The sequence below is a fragment of the Amycolatopsis sp. CA-211722 genome, assembly GCF_056828465.1.
The window spans coordinates 6,530,386-6,552,393 of the sequence record NZ_CP184752.1; the positions used below are offsets into that span (position 1 = coordinate 6,530,386).

Consider the following 22,008-nt stretch of genomic DNA (forward strand, 5'->3'; position numbering starts at 1 on the left):
GTGCGCCGATGCGCCGTGCGTTGCTGGTCCTGCTGGGTGCGGTCGTCCCGCTGGCGTTCACCGGTGTCGCGCAAGCCGCACCGGAACGTCCCGAACCCAGGTGGACCGAGACACCGACGGGCACGAACGCGCAGCTGCGCGGCCTGTCCGCGGTGGATTCGCGGACGGCGTGGGTCAGCGGCAGCAGGGGCACCATCCTGCGCACCACCGACCGCGGCCGCTCCTGGAAGCCCGTCGCTCCGGCGGGCACCGAGGCGCTCGACTTCCGGGACATCGAGGCCTTCGACGCCGATCACGCGGTCGCGCTGTCGATCGGGCCCGGCGACGCCTCCCGGATCTACCGCACCGACGACGGCGGCAAGAGCTGGCGACTGTCCTTCCAGAACAGTGACCCCGCCGCCTTCTACGACTGTGTGGCGTTCTTCGACCGACGGCGCGGTCTCGCGATGAGCGATCCGGTGGACGGCAAGTTCCGGTTGCAGTCCACTTCGGACGGCGGCCGCACGTGGAAGCCCGTCCCCGCCCAGGGCATGGTCCCCGCGCTCGACGGAGAGTACGGGTTCGCCGCCAGCGGCCAGTGCCTCACGACCTCGGGCCCGCGTGACGCCTGGATCGCCACCGGCGGCGGCGCCCGCGCACGGGTCCTGCACTCCGGGGACGGCGGAATGACCTGGGAAGCCGCGGACACCCCGTTGCCCAGCGGCGCCTCGGCCGGGGTCTTCTCGGTGACGTTCCGGGATCCGCGGCACGGCGTCGCCATCGGTGGCGACTACGCGGCGCCGAACGCTCCTGGCCCGGCGGTGGCGCTCAGCGCGGACCGGGGACGCACCTGGCGGACCCCGTCCGAGGCCCCGGTCGGCTATCGCTCCGGCTTGGCGTGGCTCGGGAACACCGTGATCGCCGTCGGCCCCGGCGGGAGCGATCTGAGCCCGGACGGCGGACGGCACTGGAAGTCGTTCGACACCGGATCGCTCGACTCGGTCGACTGCGCTCGCGGCGCGTGCTGGGCGAGCGGGGCCAACGGCAGGGCCGCGCGGCTCGGCACGGCCTAAGCTCGAAGGACTATGACCGCACAAGCCGAACCAGTCCCGGAGACCACCGATCATCTGGTCGAGGTGTTGAAGGCGCTGGCCAACCCGATCCGCCTGCAGGTGCTCGGCTGGCTGCGCGAACCGGACCGGTACTTCCCGCCGGAGAACGCGATCGCCGACCAGAACGAGGTCGGGGTCTGCGTCAGTCATCTCCAGGCGAAGCTGGGGCTCGCGCAGTCCACGGTGTCGGCGTACATGGCGCTGCTGCAGCGCGCCGGGCTCGTCCGGTCCACCCGGGTGGGCAAGTGGACGCACTATCGCCGTGACGAGCAGCGGATCGCGCAGCTCGTCGACCTGCTGGGACGTTCCATCTGAGCCCGATCGGGAATAACGTATCGAAAATCTGCGATACTTCGATACGTTGGACTCGACCTGAGGAGAGACAGATGGAACTGGGGCGTTTCGGGATCTGGACGTTCGACTTCGAGGATCAGCCCGCGAGCATGCTCCGGGATTCGGTGCGGGAACTGGACGAACTCGGCTGGCCCGCGATCTGGATCCCGGAACGGGACGGCCGTGAGGCGCTGACCCACGCCGGATTCCTGCTCGCGTCCACCGAACGCATGGCCGTGGTCAACGGGATCGCGCGGATCGGCTCGCGTGGGGCGCGATGGGTCCACGGCGCCGCGCTCCTGCTCGCCGACGCGTATCCGGGCAGGCATGTCCTCGGGCTCGGTTTCGGAGGCGCTCAGCCCGGCGTCAAGCCGTTGCGGGCGATGAGCGACTACCTCGACGACCTCGACGCGGTCACCAGCGCGAATCCGCTGCCCGCCGAGCCGATCCGGCGGCTGCTGGCGGCGTACGGGCCGAAGATGCTCGAACTCGCCCGGGACCGTTCAGCGGGCGCGCACACCTACCACGTGCCGGTGTCGCACACCGCTCAGGCGCGGGAAGTGCTGGGGGAGAAGGCGTTCCTGGGCGTGGAGCACGCCGTGCTGTTCGAAACCGACCCGGGCAGGGCGCGCGAAATCGCCCGCGAGCATCTGCACGGCTACCTGACGTCGGAGTACAACGTCGCCAAGTACCTCCGCCTCGGCTACACCGAAGCCGACATCGACGGTGGCCGGGGCAGCGACCGGCTCGTCGACGATCTCGTGTTCTGGGGCGATCTCGACACCGTGACCGCGAAACTGCGCGAGCATCTCGACGCGGGGGCAGACCACGTCGGCGTCCAGGTCATCGGCGTCGAACCCGGCGAATCGGCCATGCCGCACTGGCGGCGGCTGGCCGACTCGCTGCTGCCGCGCTAGCGGGCCTGGCCGGTCGGGCGGACCACGATCTCGTTGACGTCGACCGAGGGCGGCTGCTCCAACGCGAAGAGCACCGCCCTCGCGACGTCGTCGGGGTCCAGCTTCGGCTTGGACTTCGAGTCCTCGGGGATCATGGAGGTGTCGACCAGACCCGGCTGCACGACGGTGACCCGCACGCCGGTGCCGACCGCCTCCTCGCGGATGGACCCGGCGAGCCCGGTCACCGCCCATTTCGTCGCCGAATAGAGGTTCCCCGGCCGGTGGTAGCGTCCGGCGACCGAGCCGGTGAGCACCAGGTGTCCCTTCGATTCCGCCAGCGCCGGAAGGGTCGCCCGCGCGGTGAGGGCGGTGCCGTAGACGTTGGTCAGCACCATGTCCCGCCACTGTTCGGGGTCCGCGCCGCCTTCGCCGAAGAACGAGACGACGACGCTTTGCCCCGCATTGGCGAACACCGCGTCCAACCGGCCGAAGGTTTCCCCGACCGTCTCGACGGCCGCGGACAGTGATCCCCAGTCGGTGACGTCCGCCGCGACCGCGAGGGCGCGCTCCTCGCCGAACTCGGCGACGAGTGGCAGGAGTGCCTCGCGGTCGCGGGAGAGCAACGCCAGCCGGAATCCGGCCGCGGCGGCCCGGCGCGCGGTGGCCTCACCGAGGCCGCGGGAAGCGCCGGTGATCAGCAGTACTCGATCGTTCATGCCTCCAAACTAGGCGGCGTGTAGCCGTCCCATTCGGGCACCGGTTCGCCGGCGAGGGAAGCGCCGAGCCGGTCGAGGTAGAAGTGCCAGCCCTTGGCGATGTCCGAGGTGTCCCACTCGGGTTTGGGCATCCGGTGCACGAAATCGAGGACCGTCCCGCCGCCGCGCGGGGTCAGGGTCAGCTCCACCCGCCAGGTCGGCTCGCCGGTGTTGTGCAGCTCCATGACCAGCCGTTTCGGCGGATCGCATTCGCGGATGACGGCGGGACCCGGCTCGGAGCCCTCCTCGGCGGTCATCGACAGCATGATCGTGTTGCCGACGCCGGCTTCGCCCGTCCAGGTGCCGATCCAGCGGGCCGTGCGCTCGGATTCCGTCAGTGCCGACCAGACGTCCTCGATCGGGTCCGGGTACTGGCGCCGGAGTTCGAGCCGGGTCTCCTCGTTGTCCATGATGCGAAGATAACCGTAGGCTTAATTAAGCGTCAACTTATTCGTTGGTCAGGACCAGGCGCCCGCGGAGCCCGCCCTCGGCCAGGCGTTCGTGTGCTTTGACCACCTCGGCCAACGGCAAGGTGTCCGCGACCCGGAGGGTGAGCGCGCCATCGTCGACCAAGCTCACCAGCCCGGCGAGCGCCACGCCGTCGGCGGCGATCCAGACATGCTCGACCTTGATGCCCCGCAACGGAATCGGAGCGGCGCCGGCGGCGAACACGACGAACCGGCCGCGGTTCGCCACCGCGTCCAACGCCTCTGGTCCGAGCAGTGCGGTGTCGAGCGCCGCATCGACGCCGCCGGGGATCACCGCCCGCACGCGCTCGGCGAGGGAATCGCCACGGGACACGAAAATCTCCGCGCCGAACCCTCGGACCAGCGCCTCGTCGGCCGCGCCGGCGACGGCCACCACGCGAAAACCGCGAGCCTTCGCCAAGGTGACCGCGTAGCCGCCGACAGCGCCCGCCGCGCCGGTCACCAGGACCGTCGCGCCCGGTGGCAGGTCGAGCAGATCGAGGGCCTGGACCGCGGTGAGACCGTTCAGCGGCAAGGTCGACGCCTCCGCGAGGGACGCCGTCCGCGGGGCGGCGGTGATCGCCTCGGCGTCGAGGACGACGAAATCGGCATAGGTGCCGAGCGCCGCCGACGGCCGGTCCTGAAGAGCGACCACGCGGTCGCCCGCGGCGAAACCGGTGACGCCGTCGCCGACGGCGTCGACCGTCCCGGCGACATCCCAGCCGATTCCGAGCACCTCACGCGGCGGGACGATCCCCGCCTCGGTCAGGAAGCCCGAACGGGTCGCGGCGTCGACCGGGTTCACCCCGGCCGCGGCCACCTTCACCCGTACTTGACCGGCTCCCGGTACGGGGACAGGGACTTCGGCGAATTCCAGGACTTCCGGACCGCCGAACCGGCGGACCACCACTGCGCGCATCGTTCTCCTCCAAAGGGGATGGTTCCCCGCGAACGTATGGGGAGTTACTCTCCTTCGGGAAGTACGCACCTCGAGGTGCCCAACCCACGCGGAGGTACGCGCACCGTGGTCACGCGCACGGCACAGGAACGCCGGGACGAAGAGAAACGGGCCTACGACGCCTATCTCGCGGCTTGTCCCGCCCGGAAGCTGCTCGACGAGGTCTCGGGCAAATGGGTCAGCCTCGTCCTCGTCGCCCTCGGCGACGGGCCGCAGCGCTACAGCGACCTCTCCCGGCGGATCGCCGGGGTCAGCCAGAAGATGCTCACTCAGACTTTGCGGACGCTGGAGCGGGACGGCCTGGTGACCCGCACGGTCACCGCCTGCGTGCCGGTCCGCGTGGACTACGAACTGACCGAACTCGGCCGGAGCCTCCGGCGGCTGCTGGCCGGGATCAAGGACTGGGCCGAGACCCGGTTCGACGAGGTCGAGACCGCCAGAGATCGTTACGACGCGCGATCGGCGGCTCTCACCATCGGGTCGGACGGCGCGGGCTAGGGTAGCCGGGTGTCCACCGCACGCGCCGAACGTCTGGTCAACCTGGTTCTGGCCCTTCTGTCCACCCGGCAGTACCTCACCGCCGAGCGGATCCGGGGCATCGTGCCCGGGTACGCCGACGCGGCCAGTGACGAGGCGTACTTCCGCATGTTCGAGCGCGACAAGACCGAACTGCGCGAACTCGGCATCCCGCTGGAGACCGGCCGCAACTCCGCGTTCGACGCGATCGACGGCTACCGCATCGCGCGCCGCGACTACGAACTCGGCGAGATCGACCTCGCGCCCGACGAAGCGACCGCGGTCGGCCTCGCCGTCCGGCTGTGGGATTCCCCGGAGCTGACCGGTGAGGCACAGGGCGCGCTGGTGAAACTCCGTGCCGCCGGGGTCGAGGTCGACGACCACGCCCCGACCGTCGTCGAACCCCGCGTCCGCGCCGAACCGGCGTTCGGCCCGCTGCTCGCCGCCGTCCAAGCCGGGCAGGCGGTGCGTTTCGAGTACCGCCGCAGCGGTTCGGCCGAACGCAAGATCCGCACCCTCGAACCGTGGGGCGTGGTGTCGTGGAAGGGCCGCTGGTACGTCGTCGGGCACGACAGGGACCGTGGTGCGTCCCGCTGCTTCCGGCTCTCGCGGGTGACCGGGAAGGTCGACGCCTTCGGGGAAACCGGCGTCGTCGAACGCCCGGAAGGGGTCAACCTGCTGAAGATGGTCTCCGCCAGCAGCGGTGAAGACCCGTCCGCGCCGACCATCGCCAGTGTCTGGGTCGCCGACGGCCGGGCCGCCGGCGTCCGCCGCCGTGGCCGGGTGGTCGGCCGCAGCGACGCCGGGGGAGAAGAAGGCGACCTCGTGGAGATCGAGCTGTACTACCCCGAGTCCGCCGCCGACTGGCTCACCGCGCACGGGCCGGACGTCCTCGTCCTCGAACCCGAGGTCCTCGCGAAGTCGGTCTTCAGCCGTCTCGAAGCCGTCGCGCACGCCGGCGGTGCCCGATGAGCGCCACCGGACGGATGCCGCGCCTGCTCGCGCTGGTGCCGTACCTTCTCGCCCGGCCCGGGATCAAGATCGACGACGCCGCCCACGACTTCGACGTCACGCCCAAGCAGCTGCGCAAGGACCTCGAACTGCTGTGGATGTGCGGGCTGCCCGGCTACGGCCCAGGCGACCTGATCGACCTCTCCTTCGAGGGCGACACGATCGTCGTCACGCACGACGCCGGGATGAACCGCCCGTTGCGGCTCACCGGCGGTGAGGCGACGGCCATGCTCGTCGCGCTGCGCGCCCTGGCCGAGACGCCCGGAGTGGTCGACGCCGACGCCGTCCGCCGCGCCATCGCGAAGATCGAGGCCGCCGCGGGGCAGGCGCAGCCGTCGGGCATCGTCGTCGGCGGGGGAGTGCGGGAAGGCAAGAGGACCGCCGGCACCCGCGAAGCCGTCCGGGCCGCGCTCACCGCGAAGCGCGCGTTGCGGATCCGGTACTACACCGCGTCGAAGGACGAGATCACCGAACGCACCGTCGATCCGATGCGGCTGCTCATCGTCCAGGCGGTCGGCTACCTCGAAGCGTGGTGCCGCCGCGCCGAGGGTGTCCGGCTGTTCCGGCTCGACCGCATCGACGAGCTGACCGTGCTCGACGAACCCGCCGTCCCACCGGCGCACGCGCGGCCCACTGACATTTCCGATGGTGTTTTCCGCCCCCGTCCCGACCAGCAGGAAGCCGTTCTCGTCCTCGACCCCGACGCACGCTGGGTAGCCGAGTACTACCCCTGCGAGGAGCTGGACGAGCTCGACGGCGGACGGTTGCGGATCCGGATGCGGTACGCCGACGAGTCCTGGATGGTCCGGCTCATCCTGGGGTTGGGCGGAGACGCGCAGGTGGAAAGCCCGGTCGCGCTCGGAGAGGCAGTTCGTCGACGGGCGGCCGACGCGCTGGCCCGGGCTCGTCACCTAACGTCAACCTACGAGCAGTAGGGTGACGCCGTGTCGTACCTGCCGAGCATCGCGCTCGCCGTCGCCGGGCTGATCCTGCTCTTTGTTCTGCTGATCAAAGTACGCAGAGTCTTGCGCGTGCTCACCCATACGATGAGCATGGTGGTTACGAACACCCGAAAACGGACAGGGCTCCTTCGTGCCAGGTCGGCCGCGCTCCGCGTGGCGATCGCGCAACGGCGCGGGCTCGAAGACCGGTAACATCACACATAGAGACTCGAGAAGGAGGCCGCAAACGATGAACGCGCTGCAGCCGTGGCACATCATCATCCTGGTGCTCGTCGTTGTCCTGCTGTTCGGCGCCAAGAGGCTTCCGGACGCCGCGCGGTCCATCGGCAAGTCCATGAAGATCTTCAAGGCCGAGACCAAGGACATGGCCGGGGACAAGGACAAGGCCGCCGAGACCGAAGAGGTCGAGACCAAGCAGCTGCCGCAGGCCGCCGCGCCCGCGCCCGCCGCGACCGCGCAGGACAAGCAGGTCGCCGACCTCCAGCGTCAGCTCGACGAGCTCAAGAAGCAGCAGGCCGCCACGCCCGCTCCGGCCGAGCAGGCGCAGAAGAACGCCAGCTGAGCGGTCTTAGTTAGCCAAGCGGAGCCTGTTCGCGGATGAGCGCGCCGGAGTCCCGGCGCGCTCATGGTGGACCCTGACGAGAACGGACTGTCCAGTGGCGGATTCCGCCTCCGGTGAGGAGCGCCGCGGCACCAAGCGGCGCAAGCGCAGCCGTCGGACCAACCCCGACGGCACGATGACGCTCATCGAGCACATCTACGAGTTCCGCCGCCGTCTGGGCTTCGCGCTGCTCGCCATCCTGGCGGGCGGGATCATCGGGTTCATCTGGTTCCAGACCAAGGTAGGGCCGATCCCGTCGCTCGGCGAGATCATGACCGGGCCGTACTGCGGCATCCCGTACCAGCGCAGGCTCGGCGGGGAACCCAACGGTCCCTGTCAGCTGCTTCAGACAGTCCCGTTCGAAGCCTTCATGATCCAGCTGAAGGTCGGTCTCGCCGCGGGCGCGGTCCTGCTCGCCCCGCTGTGGCTCTACCAGATCTGGGCGTTCATCGCGCCCGGCCTTTACTCGAAGGAGCGCAAGTACGCGCTCACCTTCGTCTTCTTCGCGTCGATCCTCTTCGCCGCCGGAGCGGTCCTGGCGTACCTGCTCATCCCGCACGCTCTCGAGCTGCTGATGAACTTCGGTGGCGACCAGTTCATCACCGCGCTGACCGGTGACAAGTACATCTCGTTCATCCTGTCGCTGCTGCTGATCTTCGGCGTCAGTTTCGAACTCCCGTTGTTCGTGGTGATGCTGAACCGCGTCGGCGTCCTGAAGTACCAGACACTCAAGAAGTGGCGTCGCGGCCTGATCATGGTCGTGTTCGTCTTCGCCGCCTTCGCGACACCAGGTTCGGACCCGTTCTCGATGCTCGCCCTGGCGGGCGCGCTGGTGGTGCTCCTGGAGCTGTCCATCCAGATCGCGCGCTTCCACGACCGCAAGCTCGACAAGGAGCGCGGCACCGAGGGCTGGGACCAGCTCGCCGACGACGAGGCCGCGCCGTTCGACTACACGCCGAGCACCATCGACGAGGAGCCGTCGGCCGCCACGAACGGCAAGCGCACCAGCACCGACGACGTCACCTGAGCCGGGGATGTACGCGGCGCTGGCCGTCCACCCCGCCTCGGGTAACGGGGCCGCGGAACGGCTGATGGAGTCGGTCGCGGCGCGGCTGCGGCCCGTCGTGGACCGGCTCGACGTCCTCGTCGCCCACACGGTCGAGGAATCCCGCGCGCTGATGACCGACTCGCGCGCGTCCGGTCTGGACGTCCTCGTCGTCCTCGGCGGTGACGGGGCGGCTCACCAAGGCGTCCAGTTCTGCGCCGAATCCGGTGTCGCGCTCGGGCTCGTCCCCGCGGGCACCGGCAACGACTTCGCCAGGGCGCTCGGCATCCCCGAACGCCCGCACGCCGCGGCGGATCTCGTCTCCAGGCGGATCGCGGAGGGGAAACGGCGGCGGATCGACCTCGGCCGGGCCGGTGGCGAATGGTTCGCCACGGTCCTGTGCTCCGGTTTCGACGCCCTGGTCACCGAAAGAGCCAATCGGCTGACGTGGCCGCGCGGCCCGCGTCGCTACGACGTCGCGATCCTGGCCGAGCTCGCGGCGTTCCGGCCCCGGCCGGTCGTGCTCCGCACGGACGTCGAGACACTCGAACTCGACGCCACGATGATCGCCGTCGGCAATACCCCGTTCTACGGCGGCGGCATGCCGATCTGCCCCGGCGCGGACCCCGGAGACGGCCTGTTCGACGTCACCGTCGTCGGCGACGCGACCCGGCGTGACCTGCTCCGCATGCTGCCCGGTGTCCGGTCCGGGCAGCACCTCGCGCATCCGGCGGTGCGTGTCCTCAAAGCCAGTCAGATCCATCTGGCGGGCAGTGACCTGCCCGTGTACGCCGACGGAGAGCCGGTGGGCAGGCTGCCGCTCGACGTCACCTGCGTCCCCGGCGCGCTCACCGTCGTCGGATGAGCCCGGCGTAGTCACCCGCGCGCCACACGAGACCGCGGAACGTCGCGGGCGACATCAGGTCGCCGCGTGGGAAGAACACCCCGCCGCAGCGATGGCAGAACCATGCCTGGCGCCAGTACTCCAGCGCGTTCGGGATGCCTCGCCGGATCCGCGCGTTGCGCCGCGACCGGAGAACGAACAGCACGGCGAACAACGCGACCAGGGCGAAGGCGCCGAAGGGGAACATCCAGGCGCCGATGGCCGCACCGACACGGCCGCTCGCCGTCGGCGCGGGGTTCTCGGCGAGCGAGCCGGTGGCGAAGGAGACGAACGCGAACGCCGGGATCAGCAGCACCAGCGCGAGCGCCAGGAAGCAGCCCCCGCCCCGGAGCACCGGGTACGGGTTGAGTGACGCCGCGGTCGCGGTCACCGAGACACCCGTGTGCGTCGTCGCGGTGTAGACCACGCCGTCGCCCGCCGGGATGGCCGTCATGCCCCCTTGCACCCGGTAGGTCGTCTGCCCGCTCTGGAACACCGCCGGAACGCTCTGCACCTGGTCGACCTGCGCGCATTGCGGGCAAGCGATCTCCATGGGGTCCCCTCTCGATCACGGATCCGCCCCTTGGATGACACGAGGGTGGCGGCCGTTCCCGAGATCGTCACACCGAGTGCGAACTGTCGGTGGGGTATGGAACCCTGACGAAGTGGTCAATAGCCCTTCTCAGACCCCGGCCGAGGCCTACACGGCCTCCCAGCGCCGCGCTCGATACCCCCAGCTGACCCGCTTCGCGGCGGAATCGTCGTTCGAGTTCGACGAGTTCCAGGTCCGCGGCTGCGAGGCGCTCGAAGACGGTCACGGCGTGCTCGTCTGCGCGCCCACCGGCGCCGGGAAGACCGTGGTCGGCGAGTTCGCGGTGCACCTGGCCCTCGCCGAGGGCCGCAAATGCTTCTACACGACGCCCATCAAGGCGTTGTCGAACCAGAAGTACGCCGACCTCGTCGGCCGCTACGGGCCCGACGCCGTCGGCCTGCTGACCGGCGACACGTCGATCAACGGCAACGCGCAGGTCGTGGTCATGACCACCGAGGTCCTCCGCAACATGCTGTACGCCGGGTCCTCGACCATCGGCGAGCTCGCGTACGTGGTGATGGACGAGGTCCACTACCTCGCCGACCGGTTCCGCGGCGCCGTCTGGGAGGAGGTCATCCTCCACCTGCCCGAGCACGTCCGCGTCGTCGGTCTGTCGGCCACGGTCAGCAACGCCGAGGAGTTCGGCGAATGGCTCGTCGAGGTCCGCGGCGACACCACCGTCGTCGTCGACGAGCACCGGCCCGTGCCGCTGTGGCAGCACATGCTGGTCGGAAACCGGCTGATGGACCTGTTCGCCGGCCAGGAGGAACACGCGCCTGGCGCCGAGCTGCGGATCAACCCCAGCCTGCTTCGCCGTACCGAGGAGATCGGCGGCCGGTTCGCCCCGGCCGGGTTGCGGGGGCCTCGCGGGCGGCGCGGGGCGCCGTCGCGGATGCCGCGGTACCGGCCGCCGTCCCGCACCGACACGGTCGAGCGGCTGGACAACGCCGGGCTGCTTCCCGCCATCGTCTTCATCTTCTCCCGCGCAGGCTGCGACGCCGCCGTCGGCCAGTGCGTCCGCTCGGGCCTGCGGCTCAACGGCCCCGAAGAGGTCGAGAAGGTCCGCCGTATCGTCGCCGAGCGCACCAAGGATCTCCCCGAGGGTGACCTCGGCGTCCTCGGCTTCTGGGAGTGGCGTGAGGCGCTCGAACGCGGGATCGCCGGGCACCACGCCGGGCTGCTCCCGGCGTTCAAGGAGACCGTCGAGGAGTTGTTCGTCCAGGGCCTGGTGAAGGTCGTCTTCGCCACCGAGACACTCGCGCTCGGTATCAACATGCCCGCGCGCACAGTCGTGCTGGAACGGCTGGTGAAGTACAACGGCGAGGCGCACGTCGACCTGACACCGGGGGAGTACACGCAGCTCACCGGGCGGGCCGGACGGCGCGGGATCGACGTCGAAGGCCACGCGGTCGTCGCCTGGCAGCCGGGGATCGATCCGAAGCAGGTCGGCGGGCTGGCCTCGACCAGGACGTATCCGCTGCGGTCGTCCTTCCGGCCCGGGTACAACATGGCGGTGAACCTGGTCGCCCAGGTCGGCGCGGAAGAGGCCCGCGACCTGCTCGAACAGTCCTTCGCGCAGTTCCAGGCCGACCGGTCGGTGGTCGGCACGGCGCGGCGGATCGAGCGGAACAAGGAGGCCCTGCGGGGCTACACCTCCGCCATCACCGGCGATTTCGACGAGATGCTGGAGTACGTCGAGCTGCGGGCGAAGATCTCCGCCCGGGAGAAGGCGCTCTCGCGGCAGAACACCTCCGCCCGCCGCGCGGGGACCGCCGAGTCCCTGGAGAAGCTCCGCAAGGGAGACGTCATCGCCGTGCCCGCGGGCCGGCGTGCCGGGCTGGCGGTCGTCGTCGACCCGGGGCTCGACCCGATCCGCGAACCGCGGCCCGTGGTGGTCACCGAGGACCGGTGGTCGGGGCCGCTCTCGGTCTCCGACTTCCCGTCGCCGGTCGAGGCACTGGGGAACATCAAGCTGCCGAAGCACATCGAGCTGCGCTCGCCCAAGACCCGGCGGGACATCGCTTCGAGCCTGCGCAACGCGGGAATCTCGTTGCCCGGCAGGCAAAAGCGGCGCGCCGGGGCCAATGAGGACGGTGAGCTGGCCGCACTGCGACGGGCGCTGCGCGCGCATCCTTGCCACGGTCTCGCCGAACGCGAGGCGAATCTGCGCTGGGTCGAGCGCTACCAGCGGCTCACGGCCGAGACCGAGCAACTGGAACGCAAGGTCGCCGCGACCACGCACTCGCTCGCCCGAGCCTTCGACCGCATCCTCCGGCTGCTCGGCGAGCGCGGGTACCTCGGCCCCGAGTCGAAGGGCGACGGGGAGAACCGCGTCACCGAACACGGCAAGCGGCTCACCCGGCTCTACAGCGAGTCCGACCTGCTCGCCGCCGAGTGCATCCGGCACGGCGTCTGGAAGGGCCTGGCGCCCGCCGAGCTCGCCGCCGTCGTCTCGACGCTGGTCTTCGAGGCACGCCGGGACACCGCGGGGGAGCCCCGCCTCCCGGCGGGCAAGGTGCTCGACGCCTGGCAGGCGACCACACGGCTGTGGATGGAGCTCACCGAGGACGAGCGGCGCCACAAACTGGACCGCACCCGCGAACCCGACGCCGGATTCGCCTGGCCCGTCTACCGATGGGCGCGCGGTGAATCGCTGGAAAAGGTCCTCACCGCCGCCGAGGCGAACGGGCAGGAGCTGTCGGCCGGTGACTTCGTGCGGTGGTCGCGGCAGGTCATCGATCTGCTGGACCAGATCCGCGACGTCCTCGGCAAGGCGGACGCGGTCGGAGCGGCGGCCTCGGACGCGGTGAAGGCGTTGCGGCGCGGTGTCGTGGCGGCCGGCGGCGCGTGACCGGCCTCGTGACTTCCTGAGGTCGGCCGGTGGGTGAAGGCTCCCGACGCCTTCGGCCGTCAGATCCGCTGCGGTTGGTTACTGGCCGAAGTCCGTGAAGGCCCCCTTGAGGGGCCCAGAGTCCGTCAAGGAGGCCTTCACGAACTCGACGATCGCCACGTGCGCCCCACCTGCACCAGGAGTCACAAGGGTTGCGCGTGAAGGCCCCCTTCCCTCGGCTCAGCCGAGGAAACTCGACCTTCACAACTTGGCCGAGTACATGAAGGCCCCCTTCCTGTACTTAGGCGCAAGGAAGGGGGCCTTCATGTACTCGGGAAGGACAGGCACCGGCAACGAGGCGTTGGGCTGACCGGCGGAGCGGACCCGCGTCCGGTGTGAGCACGGTCGCGGTGAGTTGCCCCGACACCGGCCGGGAACAGTGGGCAGGGGCGCCGACCTGTGGTTGGATCGCCCACGACGGCCATGCAGGTCGGCCGGTGTGACGATGGCGGAACAGGCGGAGGCGAACGATGAGCACGCCGTATGGCGGCAACGACCCGCAGCAGCAGCCCCAATGGGGTCAGCAGCCGGGCTACGGGCAACAGCCGGGCGGCGCTCAACCGCCGAGCGGCCCGCAGCAGCAACCGCAATGGGGCCAGCAGCCGCAGTACGACCCGTCGCAGACCCAGCAGCAACAGCCGCAGTGGGGTCAGCAGCCCGCACCGTACGACCCGTCGCAGCAGCAGCCGGGTTACCCGCAGCAGGACCCGTCGCAGACCCAGCAGCAGCCGGGCTACCCGCAGCACGACCCGTCGCAGACCCAGCAACAGCAGCCGCAGTGGGGGCAGCAGCCGCCGCAGTACGGACAGCAGCCGGGATATCCGCAGAGCGGGCCCCAGCAGCAGCCCGGCTACCCCCAGAGCGGCCCGCAGCAGCAGCCGCAGTACGGCCAGCAGCAGCCGGGCCAGTACGACTACGGCCAGAGCCAGTTCCCGGGCAACCAGGGCGAGGCGCAGGACAAGCCGAAGTCCAAGAAGGGTCTCTTCATCGGGATCGGCGCGCTCGTGGTGATCATCGCCGCGGTCGGCATCCTCGGCTTCGTCACGCCGGGCTGGTTCAACACCCAGGTGTTCAACAACACGCAGATGCAGACCGACGTGCAGAAGCTGCTGACCGAGACCTACGGGATCAAGGAGATCAGCGCGGTCACCTGCCCCTCCGGCCAGGAGGTCAAGGACGGCGCGAAGTTCACCTGCACCGCCACGATCGAGGGCAAGCCGCAGGAGGTGCCGATCACCGTGAAGGGTGACACCGGCAACTACGAGGTCTCGCCGCCCGCCACCAAATAATCGGCGGGCGCCGGTCGTGGCCGATCCTGCATGATCGTGTCATGAGCGACTTCTCAGTGCGGCGGTTGCGGTCCGACGAGGAACGGGCCGCGACCGACTTGTTCCGGCGCGCCTTGCACGCCAAGGAGATGACTGACGAGGAATGGTCGGCCATCGCGCCTTCGATGCAGCCGGATCGCGGGTTCGGCGCCTTCGACCAGGAGCTGATCGGCACCCTCCGGTCCTTCGATTCGGAAGTGACACTGCCCGGAGGCGGCACGACGCCGCTCGCCGCGGTCAGCCTGGTCGGCGTCCGAGCCGACCGGATCCGCCGCGGCGTACTGACTGGCCTGATGCGCGCTCAGTTCGAGGATTTCGCCGCCCGGGGCTTTCCCGCGGCGATGCTGCACGCGTCCGAAGGCGCCATCTACGGCAGGTTCGGGTACGGCGTCGCCGTGCGGGCGAAGTCGATCGAGGTCGACAAGCGCCGTGCCCGCTTCCGGCCCGAGGCCCCGGCGGGCGGGGAGATCTCGTTGCTGGATCTGGAAAGCACCGTCGAGGAATGGCCTTCGCTCTTCGACGCGCTTCCCCGCACCCGGCCGGGGATGATCGCGCGGAGCCCACATCTGTGGCCGGGCTACGAGCGGGAACTGCGCCGGGCGACCACGCCGGTCACGACCGCGGTCCACCGCGGCCAGGACGGGGTCGACGGCTACGTCACCTACACCGTCGATCGGGCGCGCTTCGACGCTCAGACGACCCTGAAGATCCAGTCGTTCCACTACGCGAGCCCTGAAGCGTTCGCGGGGTTGTGGCGCTACCTGGTTTCCGTGGACCTGGTCGACGTCATCACCGCCGAGAAGCGGCCGCTCGACGAGCCGGTCGAGTTGCTGTTCACCGACCCGCGGCACGTGACCGTGCAGAAGATCCAGGACGAGGGCTGGCTCCGGCTGGTCGACGTCGAGAGGATGCTCGACGCGCGCACCTACCGAGGCGAACCGGTCGTCATCGAGGTCACGGATCCCTTCCTGGACCACAATTCCGGCCGCTTTCGCCTGTCCGAGCACGGCGCCGTCCGCACCACCGACGCGGCGGATCTCGAACTCCACGCCGACACCCTGTCGATGGTGTACCTCGGCGGCTGGCGTCCGTCGGATCTCGCGGCCGCCGGCCGGGTCCGGGCCACGGGCGCGGCGGCACTGGAACGCGCGGACCTGCTGTTCGGCACGCGGGTCGATCCTTGGTGCGGTACCTTCTTCTGACGTTGGATGATCACACCGGTGGGGGTGGAGAAGCTTGAGCAGGCGAGCCGTCGCGACGGTCGGTCTGTGTTGTGCCGCTTTCGCGGTGCTGGCGGCGTGCTCGGACGACCCGGCGCCCGCGCCGGCGACGAAGACCGTCACGGTCCCGCCGACGACGAGCGCTTCGTCGGGCACCCCCGCCACGTCGGGCGGGTCGTCCTCCGCCGCTCCAGGCAGAGTCTTCGACCCGCGGACCATGCAGGCGGACGTGCGGAAGATCCTCACCGAGACCTATCAGGTGAGGGAAGTCGGCGACGTGCTCTGCCCGGCGAACCAGACCGTCAAGGACGGCAGCACGTTCACCTGCACCGTCCAGGTCGGCGGCGAGGGCAAGACCGTCACGATCACCGTCACCGGGGAAGACGGCCGCTACGAGGTCGGCGCGCCTGCCTGAAAACGGGTTGGGTTCGCCCGGCCCGGGCGGCAGGATCGTCGGTATGAGCGAATTCCCTGTGCGTGCCGTGGCCGAAGGCGAACAGCGGGCGTGTCTCGACGTCCTGTCGCAGTCCTTGCACGGCAAGCCCGCGTCGGACGAGGTCTGGGCGAAGATGGCTCCGTCCTGGCCGGCGGCCGGGAAATTCGCCGCGTTCGACGACCACGGCACCCCGGTGGGCATCACCAGTTCGTTCGAGGTGGAGCTGACCGTCCCGGGTGGACAGAAGCTCGTCACGGCCGCCGTCGACGGTGTCGGCGTCCGCGCCGACTGGACTCGCCGCGGGATCCTCACCTCGATGATGGCCGCACAGCTCGAAGATCTCGCGGCGCGCGGCGTCCCGCTCGCCGCGCTGCACGCGTCGGAAGCGGTGATCTACGGCCGCTTCGGTTACGGCGCGGCCACTTTCTGCCGTGGCGTTTCCGTCGAACGCCCCCGCGCCCGGCTGCGCGACGGCGTGGGGCGGGACGGTGTGGTCAGGTTCGTCACCCCGGCCGAAGCCGTGGAGCGCGTCCCCGCGTTGTATCACCGCTTCGAGGGAACGCGGCCGGGCTTCGTCTCCCGTCCCGCCAACTGGTGGCCGGGATTCTTCGAGCGAGTGGTCACCGGAGACGACGGATACCGCGTGGCCGTCCACAGTGGACCAGACGGGGACGACGGTTTCGTCGTCTACCAGACCATCGACACTCGCGACCGGCAGGCGCCGGACCGTGGGGCGCTCCTGGACATCCGGGAACTCCACGCCGCCACGCCACAGGCCTGGGCGGGTCTGTGGCGCTTCCTGCTGTCCATCGACCTGGTCTCGGCCGTCGCCGGCCGGGGCCGCCCGGTGGACGAGCCGCTCGCCGAACTGCTCACCGACCCGCGTGCGGTGAACACCACCGAGGTGATCGACGACCTGTGGCTGCGCCTCGTCGACGTCCTCGCGGCGCTGCGGGCACGTTCGTACGGCCCCGCCGAGCCCGTGGTGCTCGAAGTGCACGACAAGCAGCTTCCCGGCAACGACGGTCGTTACCTCGTCGGCCCGGATGGCGTGGAACGCACGACCGCCGAGGCCGATCTGCGGCTGGACGTCGCCACCCTGTCGTCGCTGTACCTCGGCCACGGCCTCTTCGGCGATCTGGCCATGTCCGGCCGGGTCGAGGTGCTGGACGAGGCGGCGGTGGCCCGTGCCGACGCGCTGTTCCACACCGCGCGCACCCCGTGGTGCGGGACGTTCTTCTAGCCACTCGTGAGTGGTAAGGACGGTTCTAGTGAGCCGTAGGCCAAATGTGGCGATTGCTGGATGCGGGCTTCGGTGTCGCGAAAGCCACTTTCGGGACATCAGGCGTCGCGAAAGTGGCTTTCGCGACGTGTCCTAGCCTTCTGTCGCCCTTAAGGACCGCACCACCTGTGGTGAAGGGGACTTTCCTCGCGTGCGATGAGGGGAAAGCTCCCTTCACCTCGCCGAGCACCCCCCGAGCGCGAGTCACCCGACAGGACACCTTTGCCCTACGGCTCAATAACCGTCCTTACCACTCACGGGGTGTGCCGCTAAGCCGGATTCCGGCGAGGTTTGATCCGGACCTGCGGCAACGCGGGTGCGGGCAGCCAAGCCGTGGTGCCCTGATAGCCCTCCACCTGGCCGAACCGGTCCGCTTGGGCCTGCCACGCCTCGCGATACTCGGCGATCTCCTCGTGGCTCCGGCCCACGAAGTACCACCACATGACGAGTTCCTCGGTGAACGGGGACCCGCCGAGCAAGAGCACCCGGGCCGGTTCACCGCCAGGGTTCGTCAGTTCGAGCCGTCCGGCGCCGGGCGCGAGGTAGGCGAGTTCCCCGGTGCCCAACGCGGTCCCGGCGACGGTGACGGAGCCGGTGTCCTGCAGGACACCGTGCTCGAAGGCCGGGTCGACGTCGAGGGCCGAGGTCGCCCCAGGCTCCACGGTGAGTTCGGCGCCCAGCAGGGGAGTGAACGCCGGGACCGGCGACGTCGTCCCGGCGAGACTCCCGAGAAAGACCCGGGCGGTCGCGCCGGGCAGCTCGAGCAGTGGCGGTGCGTAGTGCCGGAAATCCCGTGCGGTGTCACGGTGTTCGTCCGGCAGCGCGATCCAGAGCTGGACACCGTGCAGGGTCGATGTGTCCGGTGTGGACACTTCCGAATGCGCGATGCCGTGCCCGGCGGTCATCAGGTTGAGCTCACCGGGCCGCACCATGGCAGTGGTGCCGATGCTGTCGCGATGCTCGATCTCGCCGCTGAACAGCCAGCTCGCGGTCTGCAATCCGGTGTGCGGATGCGGCGCGACGTCCATCCCGCCGGACTCCGAAACGTCCTGCGGGCCGTAGTGGTCGGCGAAACACCAGGCGCCGATCAAGGACCGCCGGCGTTGCGGGAGCGTCCGCCGGACCCGGATGGCGCGCGGACCGCCGAGCGGGACGTCGCGTGGCGTCAGCACGGTGACACCTTCGCCCGGCTGTTCGGAGCACAGCAGTTCGGCCGGGTCGGCCTCGGTGTTGCTCATGACTTCGGGAGCGCGGCCAGCAGGCGCTCCACCGAACGGCCGAGATTCCAGCGTTCCGCGAGTTCCGCGACCTTGTCCGGGTCGGCGGGCTCGGACGGGACGACGTCCGGACGGGACTGGTCGACCGGAGCGTCGGCCGCGACGCGGACGACGGTCGGGGCGACCGCGAGATAGTCGGCGGCCTCGGTCAGCCGGAGCCGGGTCTTGAGCGGCACGCGCGAGTCACCGGCGTTGGACGCCTCGATCAGCTCCTGCAGCGAACCGAACTGGGTGATCAGCTTCGCCGCCGTCTTCTCGCCGATCCCGGCGACGCCCGGCAACCCGTCCGACGGGTCGCCGCGCAGCGCCGCCATGTCGGCGTACCCGGGGCCCGCGTTCGCGGCCGGGATGCCGTACTTCTCGGCGATCTCCTCCGGGCCGAGGACCTCGGCCTTGTTCCAGCCCTTGCCGACGTAGATGACCACCGTGGCCGTCGGTTCGTGACGGACCAGCTGGAACAGGTCACGGTCGCCGGTGATGACCTCGACGGGGGACTCCTTCTCGCGGATCGCGAGTGCGCCGATGACGTCGTCGGCCTCGTATCCGGCCGCCTCGGCCGTCGCGATCCCGAAGGCCTCCAGCAGCTCCAGGATGATCGGCACCTGCGGCGTCAGCGTGTCCGGCACCTCTTCGACGTCGCTGCCTTCCGGGACCTCTTCGGCCACCCGGTGTGCCTTGTAGCTGGGCAGCAGGTCGGTGCGGAACTTCGGCCGCCAGTCCGCGTCGAGGCACGCCACGAGCCGGGAAGGCCGCCGGTCGACGAGGATCCGCGCGATGGTGTCGGTGAACCCGCGTACCGCGTTGACCGGGGTCCCGTCGGGGGCGGTCATCGAATCGGGCAGCGCGTAGAACGAGCGGAAGTAGAGGCTCGCGGAATCGAGGAGAGCGAGTGGTCCGGTCACCCGGACAGCCTGCCATGTCCGGCCCCGGATGTCCGTGAAGGACCCGACCCCCAGCCGGGTCCTCCACGGACACCGTCAGGCCGCGTAGGGCCGCACCCGGCGAGCGTCGCGCAGGGCGTTGGCCCACCAGTTCAGCTGATTCAGCAGCGTGGTGGCCGCGGCGGAGGCGCCTTCGAAGTCGTCGTGCGCCCCGTCCGGGCCGAAGTGGTTCCAGGCGTAGGGGAAGCTGACGGTCTCCCGGATCGTGGCGGCGTGGAGCTCGGCGAAGACCGGACGCAGATGCTCGACCGCGCGCAGACCGCCGGAGATCCCGCCGTAGGAGACGAAGGCGACCGGCTTCCCGTGCCATTCGGGACCGGTGGCGTCGAGCGCGGTCTTCAGCGGACCGGGGTAGCTGTGGTTGTACTCGGGGACGATCACGACGACGGCGTCCGCGGCGGCGACGCCGGGGGAGAGATCGCCGGGACTTTCGGCCAGGTCGATGACGGACAGGGTGACGTCGTCGCGCTGCTTGGCGCGATCGAGGAACCAGTTCGCGACGACGGGGGCGAAGCGGCCCTCGCGGACGCTGCTGATCACGACGGCGAGTTGGTAAGTCGGGTTCGTTGTCATGGCACAGACCGTAGAACCTGAACTTAAGTAGAGGTCAAACTCCAGAATCGCCGAATATCCGGAACCAATCGCAGAGAACTCTTTGCAGAGAAACCTCTGCGGTTGTACCGTGTGCCTCATGGGGAAGAGCGAGAGGTATCTCGCGCGGGTCGACGGGCGCGTTCTGCGGGCGCTGTCGCATCCACTGCGCGTCAAGATCCTGGAATTGCTGCGGGAGGACGGTCCGGCGACGGCGTCCGGGCTGGCGAAACGGGTGGGGGAGAGTTCGGGGACCACGAGCTGGCATCTGCGTCAGCTGGCCGAATCCGGGCTCATCACGGAGGACACCGGACGCGGCAGCAGGCGCGACAGGTGGTGGAAGGCGGTGCACGAGGGCGACCGGATGCGCGCCCGGGACTTCATCGACGATCCCGACCTCGCCGGCCCCTTCAACGCGTACGCGCACGCGATGGTCGAAAGGCGCTACGCCGCCGAAGCGCGGTTCGTCGCCGAAGTGCGGGACTGGGCCGACGAGTGGATCGACAAGGTCAGCTTCGATGACTCGCAGCTCTCGCTGACACCGGATGAGGCCGCCGCGTTGAGCGACGAGATCCTCGACGTGATCGGCCGTTACCGCCGTCCGGAGAAGGACGGCGACACCCAGGTCCGCGTGCACTGGGCGGCCTTCCCGAGGAAGTCCCGGCCGGAGACGCCATGAGCCGGGTGCCGCTGGGGGCTCTGGTCGTGGCTTCGGGGATCTCCTCGGCCGGAGTGATGACGACGTTGCTCGCGATCCCCTGGTTCGTGCTGCAGACCACCGGCAGCGGCACCAAGACCGGCCTCGTCACCGCGGCCGAAGTGCTGGGCTTGATGGTCGCCGCGTTGCTGGGCGGACCGGTAGTGGACCGCGTCGGCACGCGCCGGGCCAGCGTCGGTGCCGATCTGCTGACCACCGTGACGGTGCTCTTGATCCCGCTCGCGATGGCCACCACCGGGCTCAGCCTGCCGGGACTCGTCGCGTTGTCGTTCGCGATGGGTGTTTCCCGCGGCCCCGCCGACACGGCCAAACAGGTGTTGCTACCCGGGGTCGCCGAACTCGGCGGTGTTCGCGTGAGCCGGGCGACGAGCGCCGTCGAGGCGGCGATGAGAACCGGCCGGATGGCGGGCGGACCCGCCGCCGGCGCGCTGATCGCGTTGATCGGCCCGGTGCCGGTGCTGTTCGTCGACGCGGGCGCGCTCATGCTGTCCTCGGTGCTGGTGTTCGCGCTGATCCCGGTCGCGGCCGGTCCGCCGAGACCGTCGTCGGGTGGATATCTCAAGCAACTGCGCGAAGGACTCGGCTACGTCAAACACGACGCGGTCCTGCGCGCGGTGGTCGGCATGCTGATGCTCACCAGCAGTCTCGACTTCGGCCTCCTCGGCGTCCTGTACCCGGCGTATGGCGATCAGGTCCTGCACAGCACCGCGCTCATCGGCGCGATGATCACCGCCGTCGCGGCGGGTGCGCTCCTCGGCTCGGCGCTCTACGGCTGGATCGGCCACCGGTTCTCCCGGCGGACGGCGATCCTCGTCGCCGTCGCGATCGAAGGCGCGCCACGGTTCGCCCTGCTCGCGCTGGAACCTCCGCCTGCCGTGCTGCTCGCCGGACTCGTGGTCGCCGGGATCGGTGCGGGCGCGCTCAACCCGATCGTGCTCCCAGTGGTCTACGAACGGGTTCCCGAGGCCGTGCGGGGTTGCGTGCTCAGCCTTCTGGTGGGAGGAGTGCTCGCCGCGGCACCGCTCGGCTCGATGGCGGCGGGATTGCTGCTGGACGGCATCGGCCTCGTCGGCGCGCTCGCCGTGTTCGGCGGTCTGTACCTGATCGCCGGCACCTTCCCGGCGATCTTCCGGGTCTGGCGCGGACTCGACGATCCCGCCCCGATCGGGGGTGACCGGCCGGTGAGCCAAGGGGCGCGGACCGACTAGGCTCGCC

General features: G+C 70.0%; 24 protein-coding genes. 17 read left to right on the plus strand and 7 right to left on the minus strand.

Features of this window, described 5'->3' with window-relative positions:
- Positions 1-8: 8 nt before the first annotated feature.
- The 3 genes from ACOCEP_RS30800 (at position 9) to ACOCEP_RS30810 (ending at position 2,341) form a co-directional block, all read left to right on the plus strand.
- The gene (locus tag ACOCEP_RS30800) at positions 9-1,052 is read left to right on the plus strand and encodes a WD40/YVTN/BNR-like repeat-containing protein (protein ID WP_482332609.1); all 1,044 of its coding nucleotides are present in this window, start codon (positions 9-11) and stop codon (positions 1,050-1,052) included.
- 12 nt (positions 1,053-1,064) lie between these two features.
- Positions 1,065-1,406 carry an ArsR/SmtB family transcription factor gene (locus ACOCEP_RS30805; protein WP_482332610.1) on the plus strand — a complete coding sequence of 114 codons (342 nt, stop codon included), beginning with the start codon at positions 1,065-1,067 and terminating at the stop codon, positions 1,404-1,406.
- A gap of 71 nt (positions 1,407-1,477) precedes the next feature.
- Positions 1,478-2,341 (plus strand): TIGR03620 family F420-dependent LLM class oxidoreductase, encoded by an 864-nt coding sequence (locus ACOCEP_RS30810; RefSeq protein WP_482332611.1) that lies wholly within the window; start codon positions 1,478-1,480, stop codon positions 2,339-2,341.
- Here ACOCEP_RS30810 and ACOCEP_RS30815 read toward each other — a convergent pair.
- The 3 genes from ACOCEP_RS30815 to ACOCEP_RS30825 are packed head-to-tail and all read right to left on the minus strand — an operon-like array spanning position 2,338 to position 4,461.
- Positions 2,338-3,036: an SDR family oxidoreductase gene (locus tag ACOCEP_RS30815; protein WP_482332612.1), complete on the minus strand. Its 699-nt coding sequence runs from the start codon at positions 3,034-3,036 to the stop codon at positions 2,338-2,340. The genes ACOCEP_RS30810 and ACOCEP_RS30815 overlap by 4 nt on opposite strands.
- Entirely contained in the window at positions 3,033-3,485 is a 453-nt protein-coding gene (locus tag ACOCEP_RS30820; protein WP_482332613.1) for an SRPBCC family protein, read from the minus strand. Before ACOCEP_RS30820 ends, ACOCEP_RS30815 begins: the two co-directional genes overlap by 4 nt.
- Before the next feature lie 37 nt (positions 3,486-3,522).
- Positions 3,523-4,461: an NADP-dependent oxidoreductase gene (locus ACOCEP_RS30825; protein WP_482332614.1), complete on the minus strand. Its 939-nt coding sequence runs from the start codon at positions 4,459-4,461 to the stop codon at positions 3,523-3,525.
- Positions 4,462-4,566: 105 nt separating this feature from the next.
- Between ACOCEP_RS30825 and ACOCEP_RS30830 the strand changes: the two genes are divergently transcribed.
- The 7 genes from ACOCEP_RS30830 to ACOCEP_RS30860 all read left to right on the plus strand — a co-directional run bounded on the left by ACOCEP_RS30830 (position 4,567) and on the right by ACOCEP_RS30860 (position 9,500).
- The gene (locus ACOCEP_RS30830) at positions 4,567-4,998 is read left to right on the plus strand and encodes a winged helix-turn-helix transcriptional regulator (RefSeq protein WP_482339851.1); all 432 of its coding nucleotides are present in this window, start codon (positions 4,567-4,569) and stop codon (positions 4,996-4,998) included.
- Positions 4,999-5,007: 9 nt separating this feature from the next.
- On the plus strand, positions 5,008-5,988 hold the full coding sequence (locus ACOCEP_RS30835; RefSeq protein ID WP_482332615.1) for a helix-turn-helix transcriptional regulator: 981 nt from the start codon (positions 5,008-5,010) through the stop codon (positions 5,986-5,988).
- Positions 5,985-6,962 carry a helix-turn-helix transcriptional regulator gene (locus ACOCEP_RS30840; protein WP_482332617.1) on the plus strand — a complete coding sequence of 326 codons (978 nt, stop codon included), beginning with the start codon at positions 5,985-5,987 and terminating at the stop codon, positions 6,960-6,962. Before ACOCEP_RS30835 ends, ACOCEP_RS30840 begins: the two co-directional genes overlap by 4 nt.
- Positions 6,963-6,971: 9 nt before the next feature.
- Positions 6,972-7,181 (plus strand): bacteriophage holin, encoded by a 210-nt coding sequence (locus ACOCEP_RS30845; protein ID WP_482332618.1) that lies wholly within the window; start codon positions 6,972-6,974, stop codon positions 7,179-7,181.
- A 37-nt stretch (positions 7,182-7,218) separates the two neighbouring features.
- Positions 7,219-7,551, plus strand: coding sequence for a Sec-independent protein translocase subunit TatA (tatA, locus tag ACOCEP_RS30850; RefSeq protein ID WP_482332619.1), 333 nt, complete (start codon positions 7,219-7,221; stop codon positions 7,549-7,551).
- Positions 7,552-7,645: 94 nt separating this feature from the next.
- Positions 7,646-8,617 (plus strand): twin-arginine translocase subunit TatC, encoded by a 972-nt coding sequence (gene tatC, locus ACOCEP_RS30855; protein ID WP_482332620.1) that lies wholly within the window; start codon positions 7,646-7,648, stop codon positions 8,615-8,617.
- A gap of 7 nt (positions 8,618-8,624) precedes the next feature.
- Positions 8,625-9,500, plus strand: coding sequence for a diacylglycerol/lipid kinase family protein (locus tag ACOCEP_RS30860; protein WP_482332621.1), 876 nt, complete (start codon positions 8,625-8,627; stop codon positions 9,498-9,500).
- Here ACOCEP_RS30860 and ACOCEP_RS30865 read toward each other — a convergent pair.
- On the minus strand, positions 9,484-10,071 hold the full coding sequence (locus tag ACOCEP_RS30865) for a hypothetical protein (protein ID WP_482332622.1): 588 nt from the start codon (positions 10,069-10,071) through the stop codon (positions 9,484-9,486). The two genes, ACOCEP_RS30860 and ACOCEP_RS30865, sit on opposite strands and share 17 nt — an antisense overlap.
- 112 nt (positions 10,072-10,183) lie before the next feature.
- Between ACOCEP_RS30865 and ACOCEP_RS30870 the strand changes: the two genes are divergently transcribed.
- The 5 genes from ACOCEP_RS30870 (at position 10,184) to ACOCEP_RS30890 (ending at position 17,227) form a co-directional block, all read left to right on the plus strand.
- The gene (locus tag ACOCEP_RS30870; RefSeq protein WP_482332623.1) at positions 10,184-12,961 is read left to right on the plus strand and encodes a DEAD/DEAH box helicase; all 2,778 of its coding nucleotides are present in this window, start codon (positions 10,184-10,186) and stop codon (positions 12,959-12,961) included.
- A gap of 509 nt (positions 12,962-13,470) precedes the next feature.
- Positions 13,471-14,289, plus strand: coding sequence for a DUF4333 domain-containing protein (locus ACOCEP_RS30875; RefSeq protein WP_482332624.1), 819 nt, complete (start codon positions 13,471-13,473; stop codon positions 14,287-14,289).
- Positions 14,290-14,330: 41 nt separating this feature from the next.
- The gene (locus tag ACOCEP_RS30880; RefSeq protein ID WP_482332625.1) at positions 14,331-15,530 is read left to right on the plus strand and encodes a GNAT family N-acetyltransferase; all 1,200 of its coding nucleotides are present in this window, start codon (positions 14,331-14,333) and stop codon (positions 15,528-15,530) included.
- A gap of 34 nt (positions 15,531-15,564) precedes the next feature.
- Positions 15,565-15,963: a DUF4333 domain-containing protein gene (locus ACOCEP_RS30885; protein ID WP_482332626.1), complete on the plus strand. Its 399-nt coding sequence runs from the start codon at positions 15,565-15,567 to the stop codon at positions 15,961-15,963.
- A gap of 43 nt (positions 15,964-16,006) precedes the next feature.
- Positions 16,007-17,227: a GNAT family N-acetyltransferase gene (locus tag ACOCEP_RS30890; protein ID WP_482332628.1), complete on the plus strand. Its 1,221-nt coding sequence runs from the start codon at positions 16,007-16,009 to the stop codon at positions 17,225-17,227.
- A 308-nt stretch (positions 17,228-17,535) separates the two neighbouring features.
- Here ACOCEP_RS30890 and ACOCEP_RS30895 read toward each other — a convergent pair whose 3' ends face one another.
- The 3 genes from ACOCEP_RS30895 to ACOCEP_RS30905 all read right to left on the minus strand — a co-directional run bounded on the left by ACOCEP_RS30895 (position 17,536) and on the right by ACOCEP_RS30905 (position 20,057).
- Complete coding sequence (locus tag ACOCEP_RS30895) at positions 17,536-18,504, minus strand: pirin family protein (RefSeq protein WP_482332629.1); 969 nt, start codon at positions 18,502-18,504, stop codon at positions 17,536-17,538.
- Positions 18,501-19,445: a 5'-3' exonuclease gene (locus ACOCEP_RS30900; RefSeq protein ID WP_482332630.1), complete on the minus strand. Its 945-nt coding sequence runs from the start codon at positions 19,443-19,445 to the stop codon at positions 18,501-18,503. Before ACOCEP_RS30900 ends, ACOCEP_RS30895 begins: the two co-directional genes overlap by 4 nt.
- Positions 19,446-19,520: 75 nt before the next feature.
- On the minus strand, positions 19,521-20,057 hold the full coding sequence (locus ACOCEP_RS30905) for an NADPH-dependent FMN reductase (protein ID WP_482332631.1): 537 nt from the start codon (positions 20,055-20,057) through the stop codon (positions 19,521-19,523).
- A gap of 118 nt (positions 20,058-20,175) precedes the next feature.
- Here ACOCEP_RS30905 and ACOCEP_RS30910 point away from each other — a divergent pair, with 118 nt between their 5' ends.
- On the plus strand, positions 20,176-20,754 hold the full coding sequence (locus ACOCEP_RS30910; RefSeq protein ID WP_482332633.1) for an ArsR/SmtB family transcription factor: 579 nt from the start codon (positions 20,176-20,178) through the stop codon (positions 20,752-20,754).
- A complete protein-coding gene (locus ACOCEP_RS30915) occupies positions 20,751-22,001 on the plus strand; it encodes an MFS transporter (RefSeq protein WP_482332634.1) in 1,251 nt (416 codons plus the stop codon). Before ACOCEP_RS30910 ends, ACOCEP_RS30915 begins: the two co-directional genes overlap by 4 nt.
- The last annotated feature ends 7 nt before the right edge of the window (positions 22,002-22,008 follow it).

Excerpts from the sequence above, each read along its gene's own strand:
- ACOCEP_RS30800 (WP_482332609.1), top strand. The coding sequence starts at position 9 with ATGCGCCGTGCGTTGCTGGTCCTGCTGGGTGCGGTCGTCCCGCTGGCG.
- ACOCEP_RS30805 (WP_482332610.1), top strand. The coding sequence starts at position 1,065 with ATGACCGCACAAGCCGAACCAGTCCCGGAGACCACCGATCATCTGGTC.
- ACOCEP_RS30810 (WP_482332611.1), top strand. The coding sequence starts at position 1,478 with ATGGAACTGGGGCGTTTCGGGATCTGGACGTTCGACTTCGAGGATCAG.
- ACOCEP_RS30815 (WP_482332612.1), bottom strand. The coding sequence starts at position 3,036 with ATGAACGATCGAGTACTGCTGATCACCGGCGCTTCCCGCGGCCTCGGT.
- ACOCEP_RS30820 (WP_482332613.1), bottom strand. The coding sequence starts at position 3,485 with ATGGACAACGAGGAGACCCGGCTCGAACTCCGGCGCCAGTACCCGGAC.
- ACOCEP_RS30825 (WP_482332614.1), bottom strand. The coding sequence starts at position 4,461 with ATGCGCGCAGTGGTGGTCCGCCGGTTCGGCGGTCCGGAAGTCCTGGAA.
- ACOCEP_RS30840 (WP_482332617.1), top strand. The coding sequence starts at position 5,985 with ATGAGCGCCACCGGACGGATGCCGCGCCTGCTCGCGCTGGTGCCGTAC.
- tatA (WP_482332619.1), top strand. The coding sequence starts at position 7,219 with ATGAACGCGCTGCAGCCGTGGCACATCATCATCCTGGTGCTCGTCGTT.
- ACOCEP_RS30860 (WP_482332621.1), top strand. The coding sequence starts at position 8,625 with ATGTACGCGGCGCTGGCCGTCCACCCCGCCTCGGGTAACGGGGCCGCG.
- ACOCEP_RS30865 (WP_482332622.1), bottom strand. The coding sequence starts at position 10,071 with ATGGAGATCGCTTGCCCGCAATGCGCGCAGGTCGACCAGGTGCAGAGC.
- ACOCEP_RS30875 (WP_482332624.1), top strand. The coding sequence starts at position 13,471 with ATGAGCACGCCGTATGGCGGCAACGACCCGCAGCAGCAGCCCCAATGG.
- ACOCEP_RS30880 (WP_482332625.1), top strand. The coding sequence starts at position 14,331 with ATGAGCGACTTCTCAGTGCGGCGGTTGCGGTCCGACGAGGAACGGGCC.
- ACOCEP_RS30890 (WP_482332628.1), top strand. The coding sequence starts at position 16,007 with ATGAGCGAATTCCCTGTGCGTGCCGTGGCCGAAGGCGAACAGCGGGCG.
- ACOCEP_RS30895 (WP_482332629.1), bottom strand. The coding sequence starts at position 18,504 with ATGAGCAACACCGAGGCCGACCCGGCCGAACTGCTGTGCTCCGAACAG.
- ACOCEP_RS30905 (WP_482332631.1), bottom strand. The coding sequence starts at position 20,057 with ATGACAACGAACCCGACTTACCAACTCGCCGTCGTGATCAGCAGCGTC.
- ACOCEP_RS30910 (WP_482332633.1), top strand. The coding sequence starts at position 20,176 with ATGGGGAAGAGCGAGAGGTATCTCGCGCGGGTCGACGGGCGCGTTCTG.
- ACOCEP_RS30915 (WP_482332634.1), top strand. The coding sequence starts at position 20,751 with ATGAGCCGGGTGCCGCTGGGGGCTCTGGTCGTGGCTTCGGGGATCTCC.